Source organism: Companilactobacillus nuruki (assembly GCF_002872255.1).
Classification (GTDB): domain Bacteria; phylum Bacillota; class Bacilli; order Lactobacillales; family Lactobacillaceae; genus Companilactobacillus; species Companilactobacillus nuruki.
This window is the reverse complement of the sequence record NZ_NIPR01000001.1, coordinates 150,389-167,757: the sequence shown is the minus strand read 5'-3', so window position 1 is coordinate 167,757 and position 17,369 is coordinate 150,389. Positions and strand designations below refer to the sequence as shown.

General features: G+C 33.7%; 18 protein-coding genes. 9 read left to right on the top strand and 9 right to left on the bottom strand.

The features are described from left to right. The first annotated feature begins 12 nt into the window (after positions 1 to 12). The 7 genes from CBP76_RS00820 (at position 13) to CBP76_RS00790 (ending at position 5,806) form a co-directional block, all read left to right on the top strand. Entirely contained in the window at positions 13 to 1,542 is a 1,530-nt protein-coding gene (locus CBP76_RS00820; protein WP_102195031.1) for a UDP-N-acetylmuramoyl-L-alanyl-D-glutamate--2,6-diaminopimelate ligase, read from the top strand. Between the two features lie 4 nt (positions 1,543 to 1,546). Further along, a complete protein-coding gene (locus CBP76_RS00815; RefSeq protein ID WP_102195030.1) occupies positions 1,547 to 2,284 on the top strand; it encodes an aspartate/glutamate racemase family protein in 738 nt (245 codons plus the stop codon). A 74-nt stretch (positions 2,285 to 2,358) separates the two neighbouring features. Then, positions 2,359 to 2,922 carry a hypothetical protein gene (locus CBP76_RS00810; RefSeq protein WP_102195029.1) on the top strand — a complete coding sequence of 188 codons (564 nt, stop codon included), beginning with the start codon at positions 2,359 to 2,361 and terminating at the stop codon, positions 2,920 to 2,922. Between the two features lie 120 nt (positions 2,923 to 3,042). After that, positions 3,043 to 3,915 (top strand): metal ABC transporter solute-binding protein, Zn/Mn family, encoded by an 873-nt coding sequence (locus CBP76_RS00805; protein WP_102195028.1) that lies wholly within the window; start codon positions 3,043 to 3,045, stop codon positions 3,913 to 3,915. 2 nt (positions 3,916 to 3,917) lie between these two features. Next, on the top strand, positions 3,918 to 4,583 hold the full coding sequence (locus tag CBP76_RS00800; RefSeq protein WP_102195027.1) for an ATP-binding cassette domain-containing protein: 666 nt from the start codon (positions 3,918 to 3,920) through the stop codon (positions 4,581 to 4,583). 2 nt (positions 4,584 to 4,585) lie between these two features. After that, complete coding sequence (locus tag CBP76_RS00795) at positions 4,586 to 5,383, top strand: metal ABC transporter permease (RefSeq protein ID WP_102195026.1); 798 nt, start codon at positions 4,586 to 4,588, stop codon at positions 5,381 to 5,383. 15 nt (positions 5,384 to 5,398) lie between these two features. After that, complete coding sequence (locus CBP76_RS00790) at positions 5,399 to 5,806, top strand: GtrA family protein (protein ID WP_102195025.1); 408 nt, start codon at positions 5,399 to 5,401, stop codon at positions 5,804 to 5,806. 134 nt (positions 5,807 to 5,940) lie between these two features. On the opposite strand, the gene CBP76_RS00785 is transcribed toward CBP76_RS00790, so the two are convergent. From CBP76_RS00785 to CBP76_RS00755, 7 genes are all read right to left on the bottom strand, one after another. Next, complete coding sequence (locus CBP76_RS00785) at positions 5,941 to 6,627, bottom strand: VTT domain-containing protein (RefSeq protein WP_102195024.1); 687 nt, start codon at positions 6,625 to 6,627, stop codon at positions 5,941 to 5,943. 76 nt (positions 6,628 to 6,703) lie between these two features. Continuing rightward, the gene (locus CBP76_RS00780; protein ID WP_102195023.1) at positions 6,704 to 9,235 is read right to left on the bottom strand and encodes a MucBP domain-containing protein; all 2,532 of its coding nucleotides are present in this window, start codon (positions 9,233 to 9,235) and stop codon (positions 6,704 to 6,706) included. A 264-nt stretch (positions 9,236 to 9,499) separates the two neighbouring features. Next, on the bottom strand, positions 9,500 to 10,372 hold the full coding sequence (scrK, locus tag CBP76_RS00775) for a fructokinase ScrK (RefSeq protein WP_102195022.1): 873 nt from the start codon (positions 10,370 to 10,372) through the stop codon (positions 9,500 to 9,502). A 79-nt stretch (positions 10,373 to 10,451) separates the two neighbouring features. Next, the gene (locus CBP76_RS00770) at positions 10,452 to 10,928 is read right to left on the bottom strand and encodes a nucleoside deaminase (protein WP_102195021.1); all 477 of its coding nucleotides are present in this window, start codon (positions 10,926 to 10,928) and stop codon (positions 10,452 to 10,454) included. 227 nt (positions 10,929 to 11,155) lie between these two features. After that, a complete protein-coding gene (locus tag CBP76_RS00765) occupies positions 11,156 to 12,766 on the bottom strand; it encodes a putative polysaccharide biosynthesis protein (RefSeq protein WP_102195020.1) in 1,611 nt (536 codons plus the stop codon). 49 nt (positions 12,767 to 12,815) lie between these two features. After that, positions 12,816 to 13,187 (bottom strand): DUF1304 domain-containing protein, encoded by a 372-nt coding sequence (locus CBP76_RS00760; protein ID WP_102195019.1) that lies wholly within the window; start codon positions 13,185 to 13,187, stop codon positions 12,816 to 12,818. A 164-nt stretch (positions 13,188 to 13,351) separates the two neighbouring features. Next, the gene (locus CBP76_RS00755; protein ID WP_102195018.1) at positions 13,352 to 13,666 is read right to left on the bottom strand and encodes a nucleoside triphosphate pyrophosphohydrolase; all 315 of its coding nucleotides are present in this window, start codon (positions 13,664 to 13,666) and stop codon (positions 13,352 to 13,354) included. A 144-nt stretch (positions 13,667 to 13,810) separates the two neighbouring features. Between CBP76_RS00755 and CBP76_RS00750 the strand changes: the two genes are divergently transcribed. Then, positions 13,811 to 14,164, top strand: coding sequence for a protein kinase family protein (locus CBP76_RS00750; RefSeq protein WP_102195017.1), 354 nt, complete (start codon positions 13,811 to 13,813; stop codon positions 14,162 to 14,164). Positions 14,165 to 14,294: 130 nt separating this feature from the next. Beyond that, positions 14,295 to 15,773 (top strand): IMP dehydrogenase, encoded by a 1,479-nt coding sequence (gene guaB / locus CBP76_RS00745; protein ID WP_102195016.1) that lies wholly within the window; start codon positions 14,295 to 14,297, stop codon positions 15,771 to 15,773. A gap of 88 nt (positions 15,774 to 15,861) precedes the next feature. Here the strand turns inward: guaB and CBP76_RS00740 are convergent, their stop codons facing one another. Together CBP76_RS00740 and CBP76_RS00735 are read right to left on the bottom strand one after the other, a co-directional pair. Continuing rightward, positions 15,862 to 16,617, bottom strand: a complete 756-nt coding sequence (locus tag CBP76_RS00740; protein WP_102195015.1) for an SDR family NAD(P)-dependent oxidoreductase — start codon at positions 16,615 to 16,617, stop codon at positions 15,862 to 15,864. 11 nt (positions 16,618 to 16,628) lie between these two features. After that, positions 16,629 to 17,345, bottom strand: coding sequence for an IclR family transcriptional regulator (locus tag CBP76_RS00735; RefSeq protein WP_102195014.1), 717 nt, complete (start codon positions 17,343 to 17,345; stop codon positions 16,629 to 16,631). Between the last annotated feature and the right edge of the window lie 24 nt (positions 17,346 to 17,369).

Here is a 17,369-nt window from a genome sequence, read left to right as displayed (position 1 = left end):
GAGTGTCAAAAAATGAGTTTAAAAATTAAAAATGCTATAAAGATTTTGCAGGAGCATGATTTATTGGTTTCTAGCTCAATTAGTGATGAAAAGCTTGAATTAACCCATATTAGTTACAATTCCAGAGAAAATCAAAAAGATGGGATATTCTTTTGCAAAGGTAATAATTTTAAAGCTGAATATTTAAATCAAGCTATTGATAATGGGGTTAGGCTCTATGTTTCAGAACAAGAATATAGCCAGAAAGTGGATCGTTTGATTGTTAAAAATGCCTCCAAAGCGTTGTCACTTTTGAGTGCTGAATTTTTTGGCAATCCTCAAAATGATCTATTCATCGTAGCTTTCACAGGAACTAAGGGAAAAACAACGACATCATATTTTCTTTATGACATTCTTAAAAGATCTTATCCTAAACAAGTCGGTCTTTTTTCAACCGTTGATAGAATTGTGGGATCAGAGCCAAGTGATAAATTTAAATCTGATCTGACAACTCCAGAATCAATGGAGTTATTCCGTGACATGAGAAGATGTGTTGATAATGGAATTAAGTATTTAGTCATGGAAGTATCATCTCAAGCATATAAGAAAAATCGAGTTTACGGTTTGACATTTGATATTGGTGGTTTCTTGAACATTACTCCAGATCATATTGGCCCTAATGAACATCCAACCTATGCCGATTATTTGAATTGTAAGAAACAGTTAATGATCAATTCCAAAGTTAATATTATTAATCGTCAAACAAATGATTATGATACGGTTTATGAAGCTGCTAAGCAGACTAGTTCTGATGCTGATATTTACCGCTTTGCCAAGGGTTCAGTTGAAGATGCTGATTTTATTATTCAAAGTAAGGAATCAAATCTGAATGATTCGGTATTTACATTTACGGCTAGAAGTACCAAAGCTAAGGCAATTCAAGAACAAGATGAGTGTACATATCGTTTAGGTCTTGTCGGCGATTTTAATGAGCTTAATGCTGCTGCTGCGATTATTGCGGCTAAAAAGATGGGTATTAAAAATGAGATAATTGAACAGAGTTTGAAATCAGCTTTTGTACCAGGCAGAATGGAACATATTAATACAAAATCTCATGGTACGATATTTGTTGATTATGCTCATAACTATGCTAGTATGAATGCTTTATTAGGATTTCTGAAGCGAGAGTATCCTCAATCAAAAATCAAAGTGGTTGTCGGTAGCCCTGGTGATAAGGGCGTTTCCAGACGTGAGGGATTTGCTAAAGTTTTAACCGAGTTAGCTGATTATGCTATTCTAACGACTGATGATCCAGGATTTGAGAATCCGGCTGATATTTGTAAACAAATTGATGATAAAATTGATCATCAAAAAGTACAGATCAAAACGATATTGGATCGAAAGGAAGCAATTCGCAATATGATCGAATCAAGTACTAATGGTGACATTATTGTTCTTGCTGCTAAGGGTAATGATGCTTACCAAAAGACTAAAGGTGTCGATGTACCATATCCGAGTGATCCGGTAGTTGCTAAGAAAATTTTGAAAGATATTGAAGGTTAAAAAAATGAAGAAATTCTTTACTGTGTTGGGTGGCATGGGAAGTTTAGCCACTGAGAGTTATGTGCATTTATTGAATGAAAGAACACCGACTAAGAAGGATCAAGATTACTTAGATTATATTTTGGTTAATCATGCGACTGTTCCTGATCGAACAGCACATATTCTTGACCACAGCCAACCAAGTTTCTTGCCACCATTGCTTGAAGATATCAAACAACAAAGTAGTTTACATCCAGAGTTTATGGTGTTGATTTGCAATACAGCACATTATTACTATAAAGAGTTGCAAGCAGCTACGGATATACCATTAATTCATATGCCACATATGGCTATTAGCGTGATGAAGAAAAAGTATCCTAATGCTAAAAGGATTGGTTTGATTGCGACTAAGGGTACGATTGCTGATCATATCTATGAAAACGAGATCAAAGATGCCGGGTTTGAATATAGTCTCGGCGATCAAGAGGTTCAAGATAAAGTTGAAAGCCTGATTTATGATGACATCAAGGTCAAGGGAAAAGTAAATGCACCGAAATATTTTGAAATATTAAAAACTATGCATGATAAATTTGATTGTGATGTTATCGTTTTGGGATGTACAGAATTGTCCTTTGCTCAAGAGAAGGCATCTGATCATCCCTATAATGTGATTGATGGTCAAGGAATCATAGTAGATAAGTCAATTGAATTTGCTGAAAAGATTCGACAAGGCGAAAAAATTGAATTTGATAAGATTTATTAATGTTTCTCGTGGAACATTGCGGGGATAGGTGGATCTCCGATATACTATTAAGTGTATAAGGAGGTACTTTCCATATGTTTAAGAGATTATCTATTTTTACAGTTATCTTGTCAGGTATTTTATTGACAGGCTGTGCTAACCAGCAATCTGCAAGTACGCAATCAGCTGATAAAACTGAACAAACTAAGAGTAGTAAAAAAGAAACCCCTAAGAAATCTACCAAACCCGCTTCTTCAGCTGATAAAGATACTGAAGTAAATAGTAAAGATACAAATTCTGAAAATAGTGCTGCTAATTCTAAAACAACAACATCTCAGAACGGAAATAATAGTCAAACTACTAATAATCAAAATAGTGGTAATAATTCAAGTACTAATACAAATACAACTGATAGTAATCAATCCACGGATCAAACTCAATCAACGGTTAATTTGACAACGGCGGATCAAGCAACAGAGTATTTATCTGATCAATTGAGTTCAACGTATGATAAGACAACAACTCAATATGTTGCTAACGGTAAGGTTACTTGGAATGATGTTAATGGATATCAAATTAATATCTATAGCAAAAATTCTGATACACCAGTAGGAAGTTATTTGGTACCTGCTAATGGTCAGTATTTCCAAATTTGGTAATAGGGCATAACTTGCCTTTATAATAATAATTAGTTATATTTTTAAGAGGTCGGTACAAAACTTTAAGTTTTGTTCAGGCCTCTATTTTAGTTAGGCAATTATTTGAATAGAGGATAATAAATGCGAAAAAGAAAAGTAGTTTTATTGGTTTTATTTTCGCTACTGATATTTATAGGGGGATGCAGTCAAAAAACTACATCTCAAAAAGTTATCACAACAACGGTTAATACATATAAAGAACCGATTCAAAGCGTTGTGGGAAATAAGTATAGAGTTGAATCAATCATTAAGTCGGTCAATGTTGATCCACATAGTTTTTCACCATCTAGTAATGATGCTAAATTAATTGCGGATTCAAGACTGATTGTTTCTAGTGGCTTAGGTTATGATGATTGGGTTGAAAAAATTGTTACAGCCAATAGTCAAAATAAAAATTTAATTGATTTTGCCAATGTTTTGCATAAAAAAGATGGCGATAATGAACATATTTGGTTTAGTGTAAAAAACATTCAAAAATTAAGTCAGACAATATATCTTCATATGGCTACAGTCGATCCCAAAAATAAAGCTTATTATCAAGCTAATCTTAAGAAATATAATTTAAAATTAGATAGTTTAATCAAACGAGAACAAGCTTTAAAGAAGGAGACGAATGGCAAAAGGGCCTATGTCACAGAACCATTGCCTTACTATATACTAAGAGATTTGGGTGTAACAATTGCTAATCCACATTTTGCTAAGTCAATTGAGGATGATACCGATCCTTCAATTACTGATGTAAAAGATATGGAAAATGGTTTGAAAAATCACAAGGTCAGTTTTCTAGTAGTTAATAAACAAGTAACGAGTGGAATTATTACAAAAATGACTGGATTAGCTAAAAAATATCATGTTCCAATTATTTATTTTACAGAAACCCTACCAAGTAATTTGGGTTATTATGATTGGATGAATGAAAACATTACTCAAATTGAAAGGATAGTGAAGAGATAGCTGTGATTGAGGTAAAGAATTTAACAAAACGTTTTGGGAAGCAATTAGTTTTTGAGAATCTTAATTTTAAAATTAATGATGGTGATTTTATCAGTTTGATTGGACCTAATGGTTCAGGGAAAACAACCTTAGTTAAAATTATGATGGGGCTTGAGAAGAAAACTAGTGGCGAATTAAAAATCGATAAACAAACTATAGGTTATGTACCGCAATTTAGAAATATTGATTTGGACTATCCCTTGGATATAGAGCAATTTGTTCGTTTGAATTTAAAATTTACTTTGAGTCCCAAAAAACGCTGTGAAGACAATGAACAAATAAAAACAATTCTAGAGAAGACCAAATTAACGGAGATTAAAAAACGTCCACTGGGTCTGGCTTCGGGTGGTGAGAAACAAAAAGCTTATTTGGCTCAATCACTATTAAATGATCCAAGAATTTTGATCTTGGATGAATCGACTGCCAGTTTAGATGTTGAGGTCAAAATGCAATTGATGGATCTGGTCAAAGAGTTGAATGAAAAATATAATCTAACAGTCATCTTTATAACTCATGATTACGAGTTAACTAAAAAATATACCAGTCGAGCACTCTTCTTTAAGAATAAAACGATTGAGGAAGTGAATGTATCTGATGTTTCTGAAGATATGTTTGAGATGAGGGGTTAATTATGTTTGGATATGAATTTATGCGTGAAGCCTTTATTGCTAGTACATTTATTGCGATAACTGCTGGTTTAGTTGGTGTATTCGTTGTTTCTAGAAATATGTCTTTTCTGTCCCATACACTTTCTGAGATTGGCTTTGCCGGAGCCTCATTTGGTATTTTGATAGGAATTTCTCCATTAGCAGGGATGATTATCTTTACTTTGGTCAGTTCGATAGCAGTTGGTAGCTTGAGTACTGAATCATCAAGACGGGAGGCTTCAATCAGTGCTATATCATCGTTATTCATTGGTTTAGGGATTTTATTCTTGTCATTATCATCTGAGTCTAGTAGTTATGCGACAAATATTTTATTCGGTAGTATCGTTGGTATTAGTTCTAAAGAGGTTAACCAATTGATGATCTTGGCATTATTTGTAATCTTTGTGTTCATTATTTTTTATAAACCATTGGCCTTTGATTCATTTGACCATATCGGAGCCCGTGCAGCCGGTTTAAAGACAAGATTACTATCAATTGCTTTCTTGATTACATTGGCTCTAAGCGTAAGTATCGGTGCTCAAATCGTTGGTTCCTTGTTAGTTTTTGTTTTGTTAACTTTACCAGGTGCAACTGCAAAATATGTTGTTCATACAGTTCCTAAACTAATCATGGTTTCAGTCGGCCTGTCATTGTCTGGAGTTTGGTTGGGATTATATCTGGCCTTTGTTACTAATTGGCCAGTAACCTTCTTTATCTCAGTCTTTGAGGTAATTGCTTATTTCTTAGGATTAAGCTATAAAAATTGGAAATTAAACCACTAAGGAAAATAGTTAATAATGAAAGAATTATGGAATAAATATAAAGATGCGATTCCTTATTTATTTTTTGGAGTCCTAACCACAGTAGTAAATTATGTAGCCTTTGCCTTGTTATGGCGAGTTTTAGGTATGAACTCCCAAGTTGCTAATGCAATTGCCTATTTGATCTCAGTGTTGTTTGCTTACGTAACTAATAAGTTATGGGTATTTGATTCCCACACAACAACTTGGAAAGCATTCTTCAAGGAAATGGGATCATTTTTCTTATTTAGAGGTGGTTCTTGGATTTTTGATCAAGGAACAATGTTTATTGGAATGGAATTATTACATGGCAATGGATTCATCGTTAAATTGATTGCTAATGTTGTTGTTGTGTTGTTAAATTATATTTTTAGTAAGTTCATTATTTTTAGAAAAAGAGATTAATATAGAACGAAACACGCTCGGCTTGCGAGTAATAAGAGAAAGAGTCCTTAGCAATCATACTTTGATTGCTAAGGACTCTTTGCTTTAAACAAAATAAGTTGTGCCTTTTCTCATTTGCCTGCTATAAAATCGTATTATATTCTAGATTCGTTTTTTTGAATATTTAGTTTTTGATCGCGGCGAATAATTTCATACAATCCAAATAAAAGTAAAATTAGAATTACAGTTATGATAACTGCCTTAATATTACCAAAGATTAATTCGTCACCACCAAAAGCATAAAGGAATGAAACGGGTAGTGATCCAATTAAAATACAAAGGGCTTTATTTTTTAAGGAAAGGTGTAACTCTAAAGCAGCATAGTTAACTAGTAGTGTTGGCAACATTGGGATAGCATAGCCAATACTTAGTCCCATTCTAGGATGGTGCATGTTTTTTAATCTATCAGCCAAAGGTCTGAAACGACTGGGCTTAACTTTATGGGGGAATAATCCTAGGGTATAGATTGCCAGTAAATTTCCAAGTACAATTCCTACAATATTTATTCCGAAACCATACCAACGACCAAAGCAAACACCCGATAAAATGGCGATTGCAGCAATTGGAACACCAGGTATGGCTGATCCAATTGCAATTACTGCCATAAATAAAACGGCGTTATGCTTACCTTGATTTCTCAATAAATTGATTAAGTCTTGCCGATCGAAATTTGTGAAAAAGTTTATAACAATTGGTCGGTAATTTAACCAGATTAACAATAAAAGTCCTATTAACCCAACAATCCCTAATGTTATTAATACTACTTTATGCCAAAGTTTCATAAGAAATACCCCTAGATTATTAATGATAATCTCAACTTAGCATAATAAAAGAATAAAGTAATTAAAAATGCTGAATTTAATCCAAAGAATCTTCTAAGTTCCAAGTTAAAGTAGATGTATATTTTCCAGAAGGTATAGCCACACCGACAGGAAAACGTAACATTGGTCCAGATACTTGCCCCTGCTTAGTGTCAGCATCTTTCCACCAATACTTATCGAGATTCACAGAAGCTCCATCATTATTATAAGAGGCCACGATTTGATTATCATTATTGATGTTTACTTCTTGACCAGAGAGCGTTACATATTTTATAACGTTGCTAAGTGTATTTGTACTAGAAACAAGGTTGCTAGCGGATAGAGATAATTTCCAATCTGGATTTTTAGTAGTATCTAAAATAACAAGACTGTTACTTTCTTTTTTGATATGAATTAGACTGTCATTACCTGAGTTCATACTGCCATAGTCCAAATCAGGAGAGCTTTGAATAGAGACGGTCGTTTCACGAGCATATTTTAAAGTCACTTCGTTAGTACCAGATGCGATTGTACCATCAACATTTGAAGGCAATTCTTCTAAATCAAATTTTTCGCCATCAGATTTAGTAATCGTAGTGGGAAAGTAATGTGTGTTGGTTTTATCATATGAACTACCAACTGGTCCAAAAAGGGTTTTAGAATCTTGAATTTCATTGCCATCAGTATCTTGATAATTTATTTTTAGTGATCCAGTAGCAGGAACTTTTATAGTTTCAATATTTGATATTCTGATGGTTGGATCAGTACTGTTACCATTGTCTACACCATAAACATAAATGTTGTGTCCAGCAGATGAAGCGGTTGCCAATTTTTGTAGATCGTCTTGGTCAGTAATTTGTGAGCTACTTGGTGTGGTTTGATTACCAGGATAATTGACCCAACTAGGCGTAGTATTATCAGAAGATTTTAAATTAACAGTATTTAATAAAGTTCCACTGTTTGCACTTGCATCACTGTTGCTATCAACTGGATCATCGATTGTGTAGTAAATTTTTACTTGGGAACTATCAAAATCTCTTACGGTCCCAGTTATATCTATATTGGGTAAATTAGTATTTTCAGAATTGTTAGAATAGCCTATTTCCGATTCATTAGTTCTGATCATCGGAGCATAAGTATCAGAAGCAGATGTGGTGAAACCTAAAGTTTTAGTTGAATCGCCATAACCTAAACCACCGACTTGACTTGGAGAGTAGAGCATGGAGACGGCCGAATCTGAACCTGAGAAAGCAGATGAATCTGGAGTATGACTGGTAGTATTTAGACCCGGATCAGATGTACTTGTAAATGTGACAGTAGAGGGAGTCTTGGCTGACCAACCAAAAGGACCACCATTGTTGGAAAAATCAAAGGAAATTCTATAACGTTCAGGAGAAATATTAGTTTCACTAAAATATAGTCCCTTTGGTTTTCCGATATTGACGCCACTAGTTATTAGATCACTAAACCAAATGGGAACCCTATCGTTATCGTTTAATTTAGTATCATAATTTCTGAAAATGAAGAAATCGTTTGGCAAAGAGGTTTCTTTGCCATTAGAGTCAACAGAAAGATTGACGATCTTCATTTTTACCTGAACACTTTCACCTGAAGAAGTAGGTTCCATAATATGATAGATTCTAAATTTATATGTTTTATTACTTTTAGTTGTAACGCTATAATCCGATTGGGCCATAATTCTTTGATTATCGTTTGGATCAATAAACACATAATTATGACCTACTGTAGAAATTCCCTGATAGTCGCTTAAATATCCACCATGCAAAGTGTCAGCAGTATATAGATTAGTTAAGGGACTGTTAGCATCATCATACATTGTTTGAATTTTTTTGGACCCATCGATAATATTAAAATTAGGTGTAATATATTCCAGAGTACTTCCATCGTTGACGGTTGCTCCATCAGTTGGGGTTAGATTGTTTAAATCTTGATTAAACATATATTGTAATTGCATACCAGAACCAATGTTTAATCTAACGTATGGTCTTATAACGTAGTTTCTCCAAATGCCGATGGTCAATTGTGCACTTGTACCCGAAGGATTTTTAACGTTTAAAATAATTTGTGTACCAGAACCATTTGTCTTCATTAATGAATTATTATTCAATGTGATGTTCAAAGTAGATTCAGAATAAGTAAAGGTAAAATCTGAACTACTTAGTGGTGATGAGGAATCAATACTAAAATTACTAGTAGTAAGATTAGACAAGTCACTACTAGAGAAGTCTTTCAGGTAAATTGAATTAGTATTATAGCTAGACGGCCGGTTTCCAGCAATAATCGGAACGGCCAATTGAGTGGTAGATAAACCAACAAGTTGTCGATCAGTATAACTAGGATTTTCAGGTTGTGGTAAATTATGTTCACTAAAGGCAGCAAAGTCGGAATCATCCCCTAACGATCCGCTTGCCGAATTTATTGATAGTGAGTTTAATAGTTGAGAATTGCTGATTAAATTATTAACTGAATTGGTCAAATTGTTACTAGCCAAGACAGTTTTATTTTGGTTGAATAAAATAAAAATTAGGATCATCGTTTGAATAAAAAACAAAGTTAGTTTTTTGATCACGATAATTTCCTTCCCTCTTATTTAATAAAATATATTTAATTTATTTAAGATAATAATAAGACTAAATAATTATTGTTATTTTCAAATTTCATAATAAATAAATACATAAAATGAATATTTATAAAAATATATGTTTTATATCACAATATATATCTTTAATAAACCGAATTTTTGTAATATTTTAATTTTTGAAAAAAAAAGACAGAAAAATGACAATAAAAATCCCCTTTGATGTTTAACATCAAAGGGGATTTTAAAGTCTCATCATTCTTGTAATTCACGAGTAGCTAGAGCAAAGTCACCTAAGGTTGCGGAACTATTATTTTTAACCTCAGGCATGGTTATATACTTATCTAATTCTGGAACAACTACATATTCATTGAGTAATTCTTTAAATTGTGCACGAACCTTAACTAGAAATTGCTCACTAACAACACCGCCTCCAAAGACAATCTTATCAGGACGAAGGATCAAAGTAGCTTGCAGTGCTGCTTGGGCAACATAATAAGCCATAATATCCCAAACGTGATCAGTTAAAGGTACGTCTTTACCTGGCTTGCCAAGACGAGCATCAAAAGTAGGACCAGCGACTAATCCTTCTAGGCAATCACCATGAAAGGGACAAATACCTTTAAAGTCAAGATCATCAGGATGTCGTTTTAAGAAGGTGTGTCCCATTTCAGGATGTCCCATGTTACCGATAAATTTTCCATCTGAAATTGCACCAGCACCGACACCAGTACCGATAGTGTAATAAACTAATGAATCAATTTTTTCGTTAGATAATGTTGACATAACGTATTCGCCATAGGCTGATCCGTTTACATCTGTTGTCCAAAACATTGGAATATCAAAATTTTCTTTCATTTTTCCAATAAAATCTGTGTCTTTCCAACCTGGTTTTGGAGTTGATGTTATATAACCATATTTAGGTGAATTTTTACGCAGTTCAATAGGACCGAAAGAAGCAATCCCTAAAGCCTCAATATCGAATTTTTTAAAGTAATCAATTGCTTTTTGCAAAGTTTCTTCAGGCGTCGTAGTGGGAAAATGGATACTATCCTTAATCCTATAATCCTCATCGCCTACGGCACAAACAAATTTGGTTCCACCAGCTTCAATACTTCCAACTAACATAATAATCTCTCCTCAAACTTAAAGTAATCGTTTTCAATGTTTAAACAATACTATTTTTTGATTTTGAGGTCAAATTGGATTAGTACATCGTGTGGTTAGAATCAGCTCTAAAGTTGTTAAACGATACAATTGTTAAATCTCTATCATGTTGCTCTAGATTTAAGATATTTTTATCAGTTGAACCGTCATTCATAAATTCATATATAAAATCATCACGAAAACCAATTTCTTTGGCATCTTTGGCAGTATTGCCATAATAGCAAATTTTGATGTTACTCCAAATAATAGCTCCTAAGCACATAGGGCAGGGATAAGCGTTGGTGTATAGTTCACATCCAGATAGATCATGGGTACCTAGTTTTCTACAAGCCTCACGGATCGTAAAGATTTCTCCGTGTGCCGTAGGGTCTTTATTTAGTAACACATGATTTCTACCTTTGGCAATGACTTTACCATCTTTAATAATTATGGTTCCAAAAGGACCGCCTACTTGTGTGCCAACATTCTTTTCAGCCTCTTGGGCGGCCATTTTCATAAATTTTTTATTATATGACATATAAACATCTCCGTTAGATATATGGATCAGTATAATTCAAACTATTGCGAAAATAAAAAAACGATTGGAACATAAATTCGAAATAGTATAGTTTGTAGTTGAAATGTGGGATAAGATATAACTTTTTTAGTTTAAAAAAAATGAGACCTAGTAGTCTAAGTATGATGACTAGGTCTCATTTGCTTTAATGTTTGAAAGTTAAATATGTTTTTTCTATACTATTAAATTTAATAAATTTTAGTATCACGAATATCCTTTAAGATTTTTAACGAACCGTCTTTGTAACTCAAAAATCCATAGACAGCAACACCAATTAAACCACAAATAATTATATCTATCATTGCTCCGATTTTAGTTGCATCAGAAATTACTTTGACGACTAGGAAATCAGCTAATACTACGACTATTAGCATAATAATGCCATCGATAAAGATTCGGAATAATTTTTTACCCAAATCTTTATCAACTATTTGAAATTGCTTATTAATTAATCTAAAAGCAAAATGAGCCATAATTATGAACGAAATTGCTGTTGCACTAACAGGTCCGTAAACACCTAAAGCTAAGGTTAATGGAACTTGTAGGACGATTTTCAATAGATAAGCCCAAACTAAGTAGACAAGTGATTTTCTAACATGATGGGTAACTTGTAAGATATTTTCCAAGATCATGAAGAGGCAGTAGAAGAATGCCTCTACACAGGAAACAATTAAGACTTTAGAACCAAGAATGCTTTGGTCATAGAAGACAAAGACTGTCCATAATTGGCGACTGATGGCTATCATTCCAAAAGTTGCAGGCAAAATAATGAATAAAGTGAACTGAACAATATTTTGCATTAATTTTTGAATCTTATCTTTGCCAGCCTTTCGACTAATCATGGCTGAAAGAGCCGGGATTACAGAGGCTGAGACAGAGATAGCCAATGATACCAAGACCATAATCAACTTGTTAGCCTGAAAACCGAACATCGCATATAAATCGTCGATAGTCTTTTGACTGGCATGAAGGATCAACTCATAGATCCATGTGAATGTAGTTTGATCAAACAGTTGTAAAACAGTCATGATTGTATCAACTAATAAGAAAGGAATAGCTGAACGAAGCATAGAACTAAAATTAATTTCTGGGGTTTCAGTTGGTAATTCGGTAGTCGTTTTGACATCTGCAACGGTCACGGAACGACGAACTTTGACTCTGATCCAAAGTAAAAATAGGTAAGCCAAGGTTGCACCAATAAATGAAGCTAGGGTTGATTGGTTAACAGCTGACATATAATTGCCCTTTTGAAGAACCATAATGGTATAAGTTGCATAAAGCATGTAAGCAACACGAGCAATCTGTTCAATAACTTGTGAAAAAGCCGAATAAGAAATAAATGCGTAACCCTGGATATAACCACGTAAGATCCCCAAAGCAGGGATAATTAACATAGCGATGCTCAAGTACTTGATGGGAGTGACGACACGCATATCTCCGGCAGCTAAGACAATGGCAACATATTTAGCTCCGAAGAACATGATAAATGCCAAAACAATACCGACTAATGACATGTAAATGGTATATTTTTTAAAGAGTTTTTCACTTTGGTCAAATCGACCTAAGGCATTGTGTGCAGCAACTTCTTTAGAAATTGCTGAAGGAATTCCTGCAGTGGCAATGATCAAGAACAAATTATAAATGTTATAGACCTTACCATATAAGGCATTGGCAGCCCCAACGGCTAAAGGACCAATCCAAATATTCCACGGAATAATATAAATGACTGATAGAATTCGGGAAAGAATTCCACTTATTGAAATCCAGAGAGAACTTTTTAATAATGAATCTTTTTTCATTTTAGTTTCCATTCTTTATAAATTACTTGTATATTATAGATGATTTTCGTTAATGGTAAAAAATGATTACGAAGATCAAAGAAATTAAAGCGGGTAATCCCTGAATATAAAGGATTTTTTTAGTAGCCGTAAAAGCACCGTACACGGCGACAATGATAATGTATGACATCATCAAAATAAGGATTATCTTCAAAGTTGAACCAGTGAAGAATAAAATCATCATTAAAATTAAAACGCCCAGAAGCCCGTTATAAATACCTTGATTAGATAAGGCGGTTTGAGCTTCCTTGGTTTTTACAAAGTTTATGGGCATATCAAAAGCATTAGCTTGCATATCAGGTTTGCCAAACATCTCTAGTCCAGCAATAGCAAGGTGTTCTAAAGCAACCAATGCTACTAAAAATAAAGTTAAGATTTGCATTATAATCTTCTTTCTATTAAAAGTATAAGTAACATATTAAACTGTTTTGAGGCGTTGTACAAACAGAACTCGATTAAAATTAAGGTTAAAAAATATCAATTAGTTTCTGAGTAATAAAATAAACAGGCATGGCAACCAAATGTAGGTTAATATGCCTGTTTATTTTATATTAAATTTTCATCTGGTTCTATCATCGCAAATTTCTGAGTAAATTTACCTTTTTGATTAATTTTAGCCTGGCGTAAACTATCCATTTCTTCATAAGTAATAGATGCGTCTTCTAAGATGGCTCTGATGACCTCTTCTAAGTCACCTAGCTCTTCAACGAGACTAGCACGTGTATCAGTGGATTTTACCTCTTTAGCTTCTTCAATTATTTTGTCTCGAAGAAAAAGGCGATAGTCCTCATTTGAAAGTATTTCAAATTTGGTTTCGTCTGAAATAATATCGGGTATTTTATCCCGAACCAACTTCTTCATACTATATTCCCCCTAAAACGTTTGTAGAGAAATCTTACCATGAACGTAAAAATCTACCAAATTTAGAAAAGCGTCATCTTTGATAATAATAATAGTATCATGATATTATTTATTTAAATAAAACTATAAAAAGTGTTGATTATTATGGATTTATCAAGCGTATTAATGACAGAGATATATGGCGGTATACTATTATTTATTATAGGATGTATAATTTTAGTTTTCTTTATTAATGATTTTATTCGTAAGCGAATGGTATTTGCATGCCGTAAAGTATTACTTAATAAAGAAAAGGTAGTCAAAATATCGGTTGATAATAAGACCGCTGATTATTTGACGAGAAATAATAATCATGAGTTGTATCGAGTAAATGAATTCATTTCTAAAGAGAATGGTGTTATTAAATATAGATTGTGTTTGAAAAAAAGAAGTTTTGATTTTTATCTAAAAAAACAAAATTTATGGAATTATAATGTTGTAGCAATAAAAATGTATTAATCAACCTGTCGTTATAACGACAGGCCTTTTTTATTTTCACAAACTCTGATTGACTATGATGGAAAAATCAGCTACCATGTTTATAAATTTTACCCATTATTAGGTAAAACAAAAACTTAGGAGGAATATCATGTCGGCATGGGATACAAAATTTGATAAAAAAGGATTCACTTTTGATGATGTTTTATTAATACCAGCAGAGAGTCACGTTTTACCAAATGAAGTAGATTTATCGGTTCAATTGGCTAAGAATATCAAATTAAACACTCCAATTTTGAGTGCAAGTATGGATACAGTTACTGAAGCACCGATGGCTATAGCAATGGCTCGTCAAGGCGGTTTAGGTGTAATTCATAAGAATATGTCCGTCGAACAACAGGCTGATGAAGTTTCTAAAGTTAAACGTTCTGAAAACGGCGTAATCATCGATCCGATTTATCTAACAGCTGATGATAAGGTTAGTGAAGCAGAAAAATTAATGAGTGCCTATCGTATTAGCGGTGTACCTATCGTTACTAATACTACGGATCTTAAATTAGTTGGTATCATCACTAACCGTGATTTACGTTTTATCACTGATTATTCAGTCGAAATAGGTTCAGTTATGACGAGTGAAGATCTAATTACTGCACCTGTTGGAACATCTCTAAAAGAAGCCGAACAAATTCTCCAAAGTCATAAAATTGAAAAATTACCTTTGATTGATAAAGATGGTCGTCTAGGTGGATTAGTTACTATTAAAGATATTGAAAAAGTTAAAGAATTTCCAAATGCTGCTAAAGATAAGTATGGTCGTTTGTTAGTTGCTGCGGCTGTTGGTGTAACTAGCGATACCTTTGAACGTGCTGAAGCTTTATTAAAAGCTGGTGCCGATGCAATTATTATTGATACTGCTCATGGACATTCAGCTGGTGTGCTAAGAAAGATCTCTGAAATTAGAACTAAATTTCCAGAAGCAACTTTGATTGCTGGTAATGTAGCTACAGCAGAAGGAACTAGAGCACTTTATGATGCCGGGGTTGATGTTGTTAAGGTCGGTATCGGACCAGGTTCCATTTGTACAACTAGAATCGTAGCTGGTGTCGGAGTTCCTCAATTAACAGCAGTTTACGATGCAGCTAGTGTTGCTCATGAATATGGCAAAACAATTATTGCTGATGGTGGTATTAAGTATTCAGGTGATATGGTTAAGGCCTTGGCCGGTGGTGGTAACGCCGTTATGCTAGGTTCAATGTTAGCCGGAACAGATGAAGCACCTGGTGATTTTGAAATTTATCAAGGTCGTCGTTTTAAGACTTATCGTGGCATGGGTAGTTTGGCTGCTATGTCTCATGGATCATCTGATCGTTACTTCCAAAGTGGCGTTAATGAAGCTAATAAATTAGTTCCTGAAGGTATCGAAGGCCGTGTAGCTGCTAAAGGTGCTGTGGGAGATGTAATTTATCAAATGCTTGGTGGTTTGCGTTCAGGAATGGGTTATGTTGGTGCCCATAATTTGACCGAATTACAAGATGCTCAATTCGTTCAAATTTCTAATGCTGGATTGAAAGAATCACATCCACATGATGTAACAATTACTAAAGAAGCTCCTAATTATTCAGTTAAATAGAGTAGATAAAAAACAGTTCAGTTTGTAAAAAAAGACCTAATGACTATTTTTAATAGTCATTAGGTCTTTTTTACGTTTAATATACAATTTACTGTTGAGGTTGACTGATATAAATTCCAAACCCAGCGGTAACTGGAATATTTTGACCAGTAATTGATCTAGCATCGTCACTGACTAGAAAATACATCGTTGCAGCAATATCTTCTGGTTCAACAATTTTGTTGATAGGGCTGGCGGCGATGAATTTATCAATGGTTTCTTGGGGGTTTTTTTGAAACATTGGGGTGTTGGTAGGGCCAGGAGCAACATTATTAACACGAATACCATATTTTCCATAATCTAGAGCCATTGATTTTACCAAATTAGTAACTGCTCCCTTGGCAGCACTATAAGCGGCCATATTATAATCACCTAATAATCCCGAAACTGAGGCCGTGTTAATAATAACTCCAGATTTGTTTTTGATCATATCAGGTACGAAACTTTTGGTCATTAAATAGATTGATTTCACATCAACATTCATAATTTTATCCCAAGAGTTTTCGGGAATCTCATGCAAAGCACCACTGACAAAAATTCCTGCATTATTGATGATAGCATCGATTTTATCAAATATTTTATGACTAAAAGCAGCCAAATTTTGGACTGACTCGGCATCAGAAACATCGGTTTGTTTAAATACTACTTTAGAGTTAGTGAATTCTTTGCTTAAACTATCTGCTTTTACTTGACCATTCTTTGAGTCGAAATCAGCCATAACTACGTTCCAATTTTGACTGAGAAACTTTTTAGTAGCACAAAGTCCCATTCCTGAAGCTGCACCAGTAATAACAATTGTTTTCATATTATTCTCCTTTAGAAAAATTCATTTGTAATTTGTTGACTGCATTTGATTAATTCTTTAGCAATCGACTGTAATTTTTGACGTGGTAAACGTTCAAAGCTTCCTGAAATACCTAAGGAGGCGATGACTTGTCCATTACGATAGATAGGAACCGCTAAACAACGAATGCCAATACTACTTTCTTCATCATCTAAGGCATAACCTTTTTGGGCAGTAATTTTAAGATTCTTTAGAAAGGTTTTTTGGCCCGTAATAGTATATTTGGTACCTTTATCAAAGGTCAGTTTTTTTACAATATTGACCTGTTGTTCATCTGATAAGAAGGCGACAATTCCCTTGCCCAAAGCACTAAGATTTATAGGAGTTGAATTCCCTAAAACTTTAAATTCTTCAAAACCTTTTTTTGCTGGGAGCACTTGTGTTATAACGACGTTTTCGTTCCTTAAAATACCGATAAAAGCTGTTGTTTGAAAGTGGTTAGTAATTTCCTTTGAAACTGGTATAGAAATCCAATTCAAATAAGGGTCACTATTGTTGTGCTTAATTGAATAATGCTTGTCGATTTTTTTGACATAATTTAGTTCCATTAGAGTATCTAATAATCGAAGAACAGTCGACTTGTTGAGGATTAATTGATTAGATATTTCAGTTAATCTCAAACCACCATTCTTTCTTAACAGAGCAAGTATTGCCAATCCATTGCGAAGAGTTGATGAAGAATTTGCCATGATGTTTCCTTCTTAAATAATAAA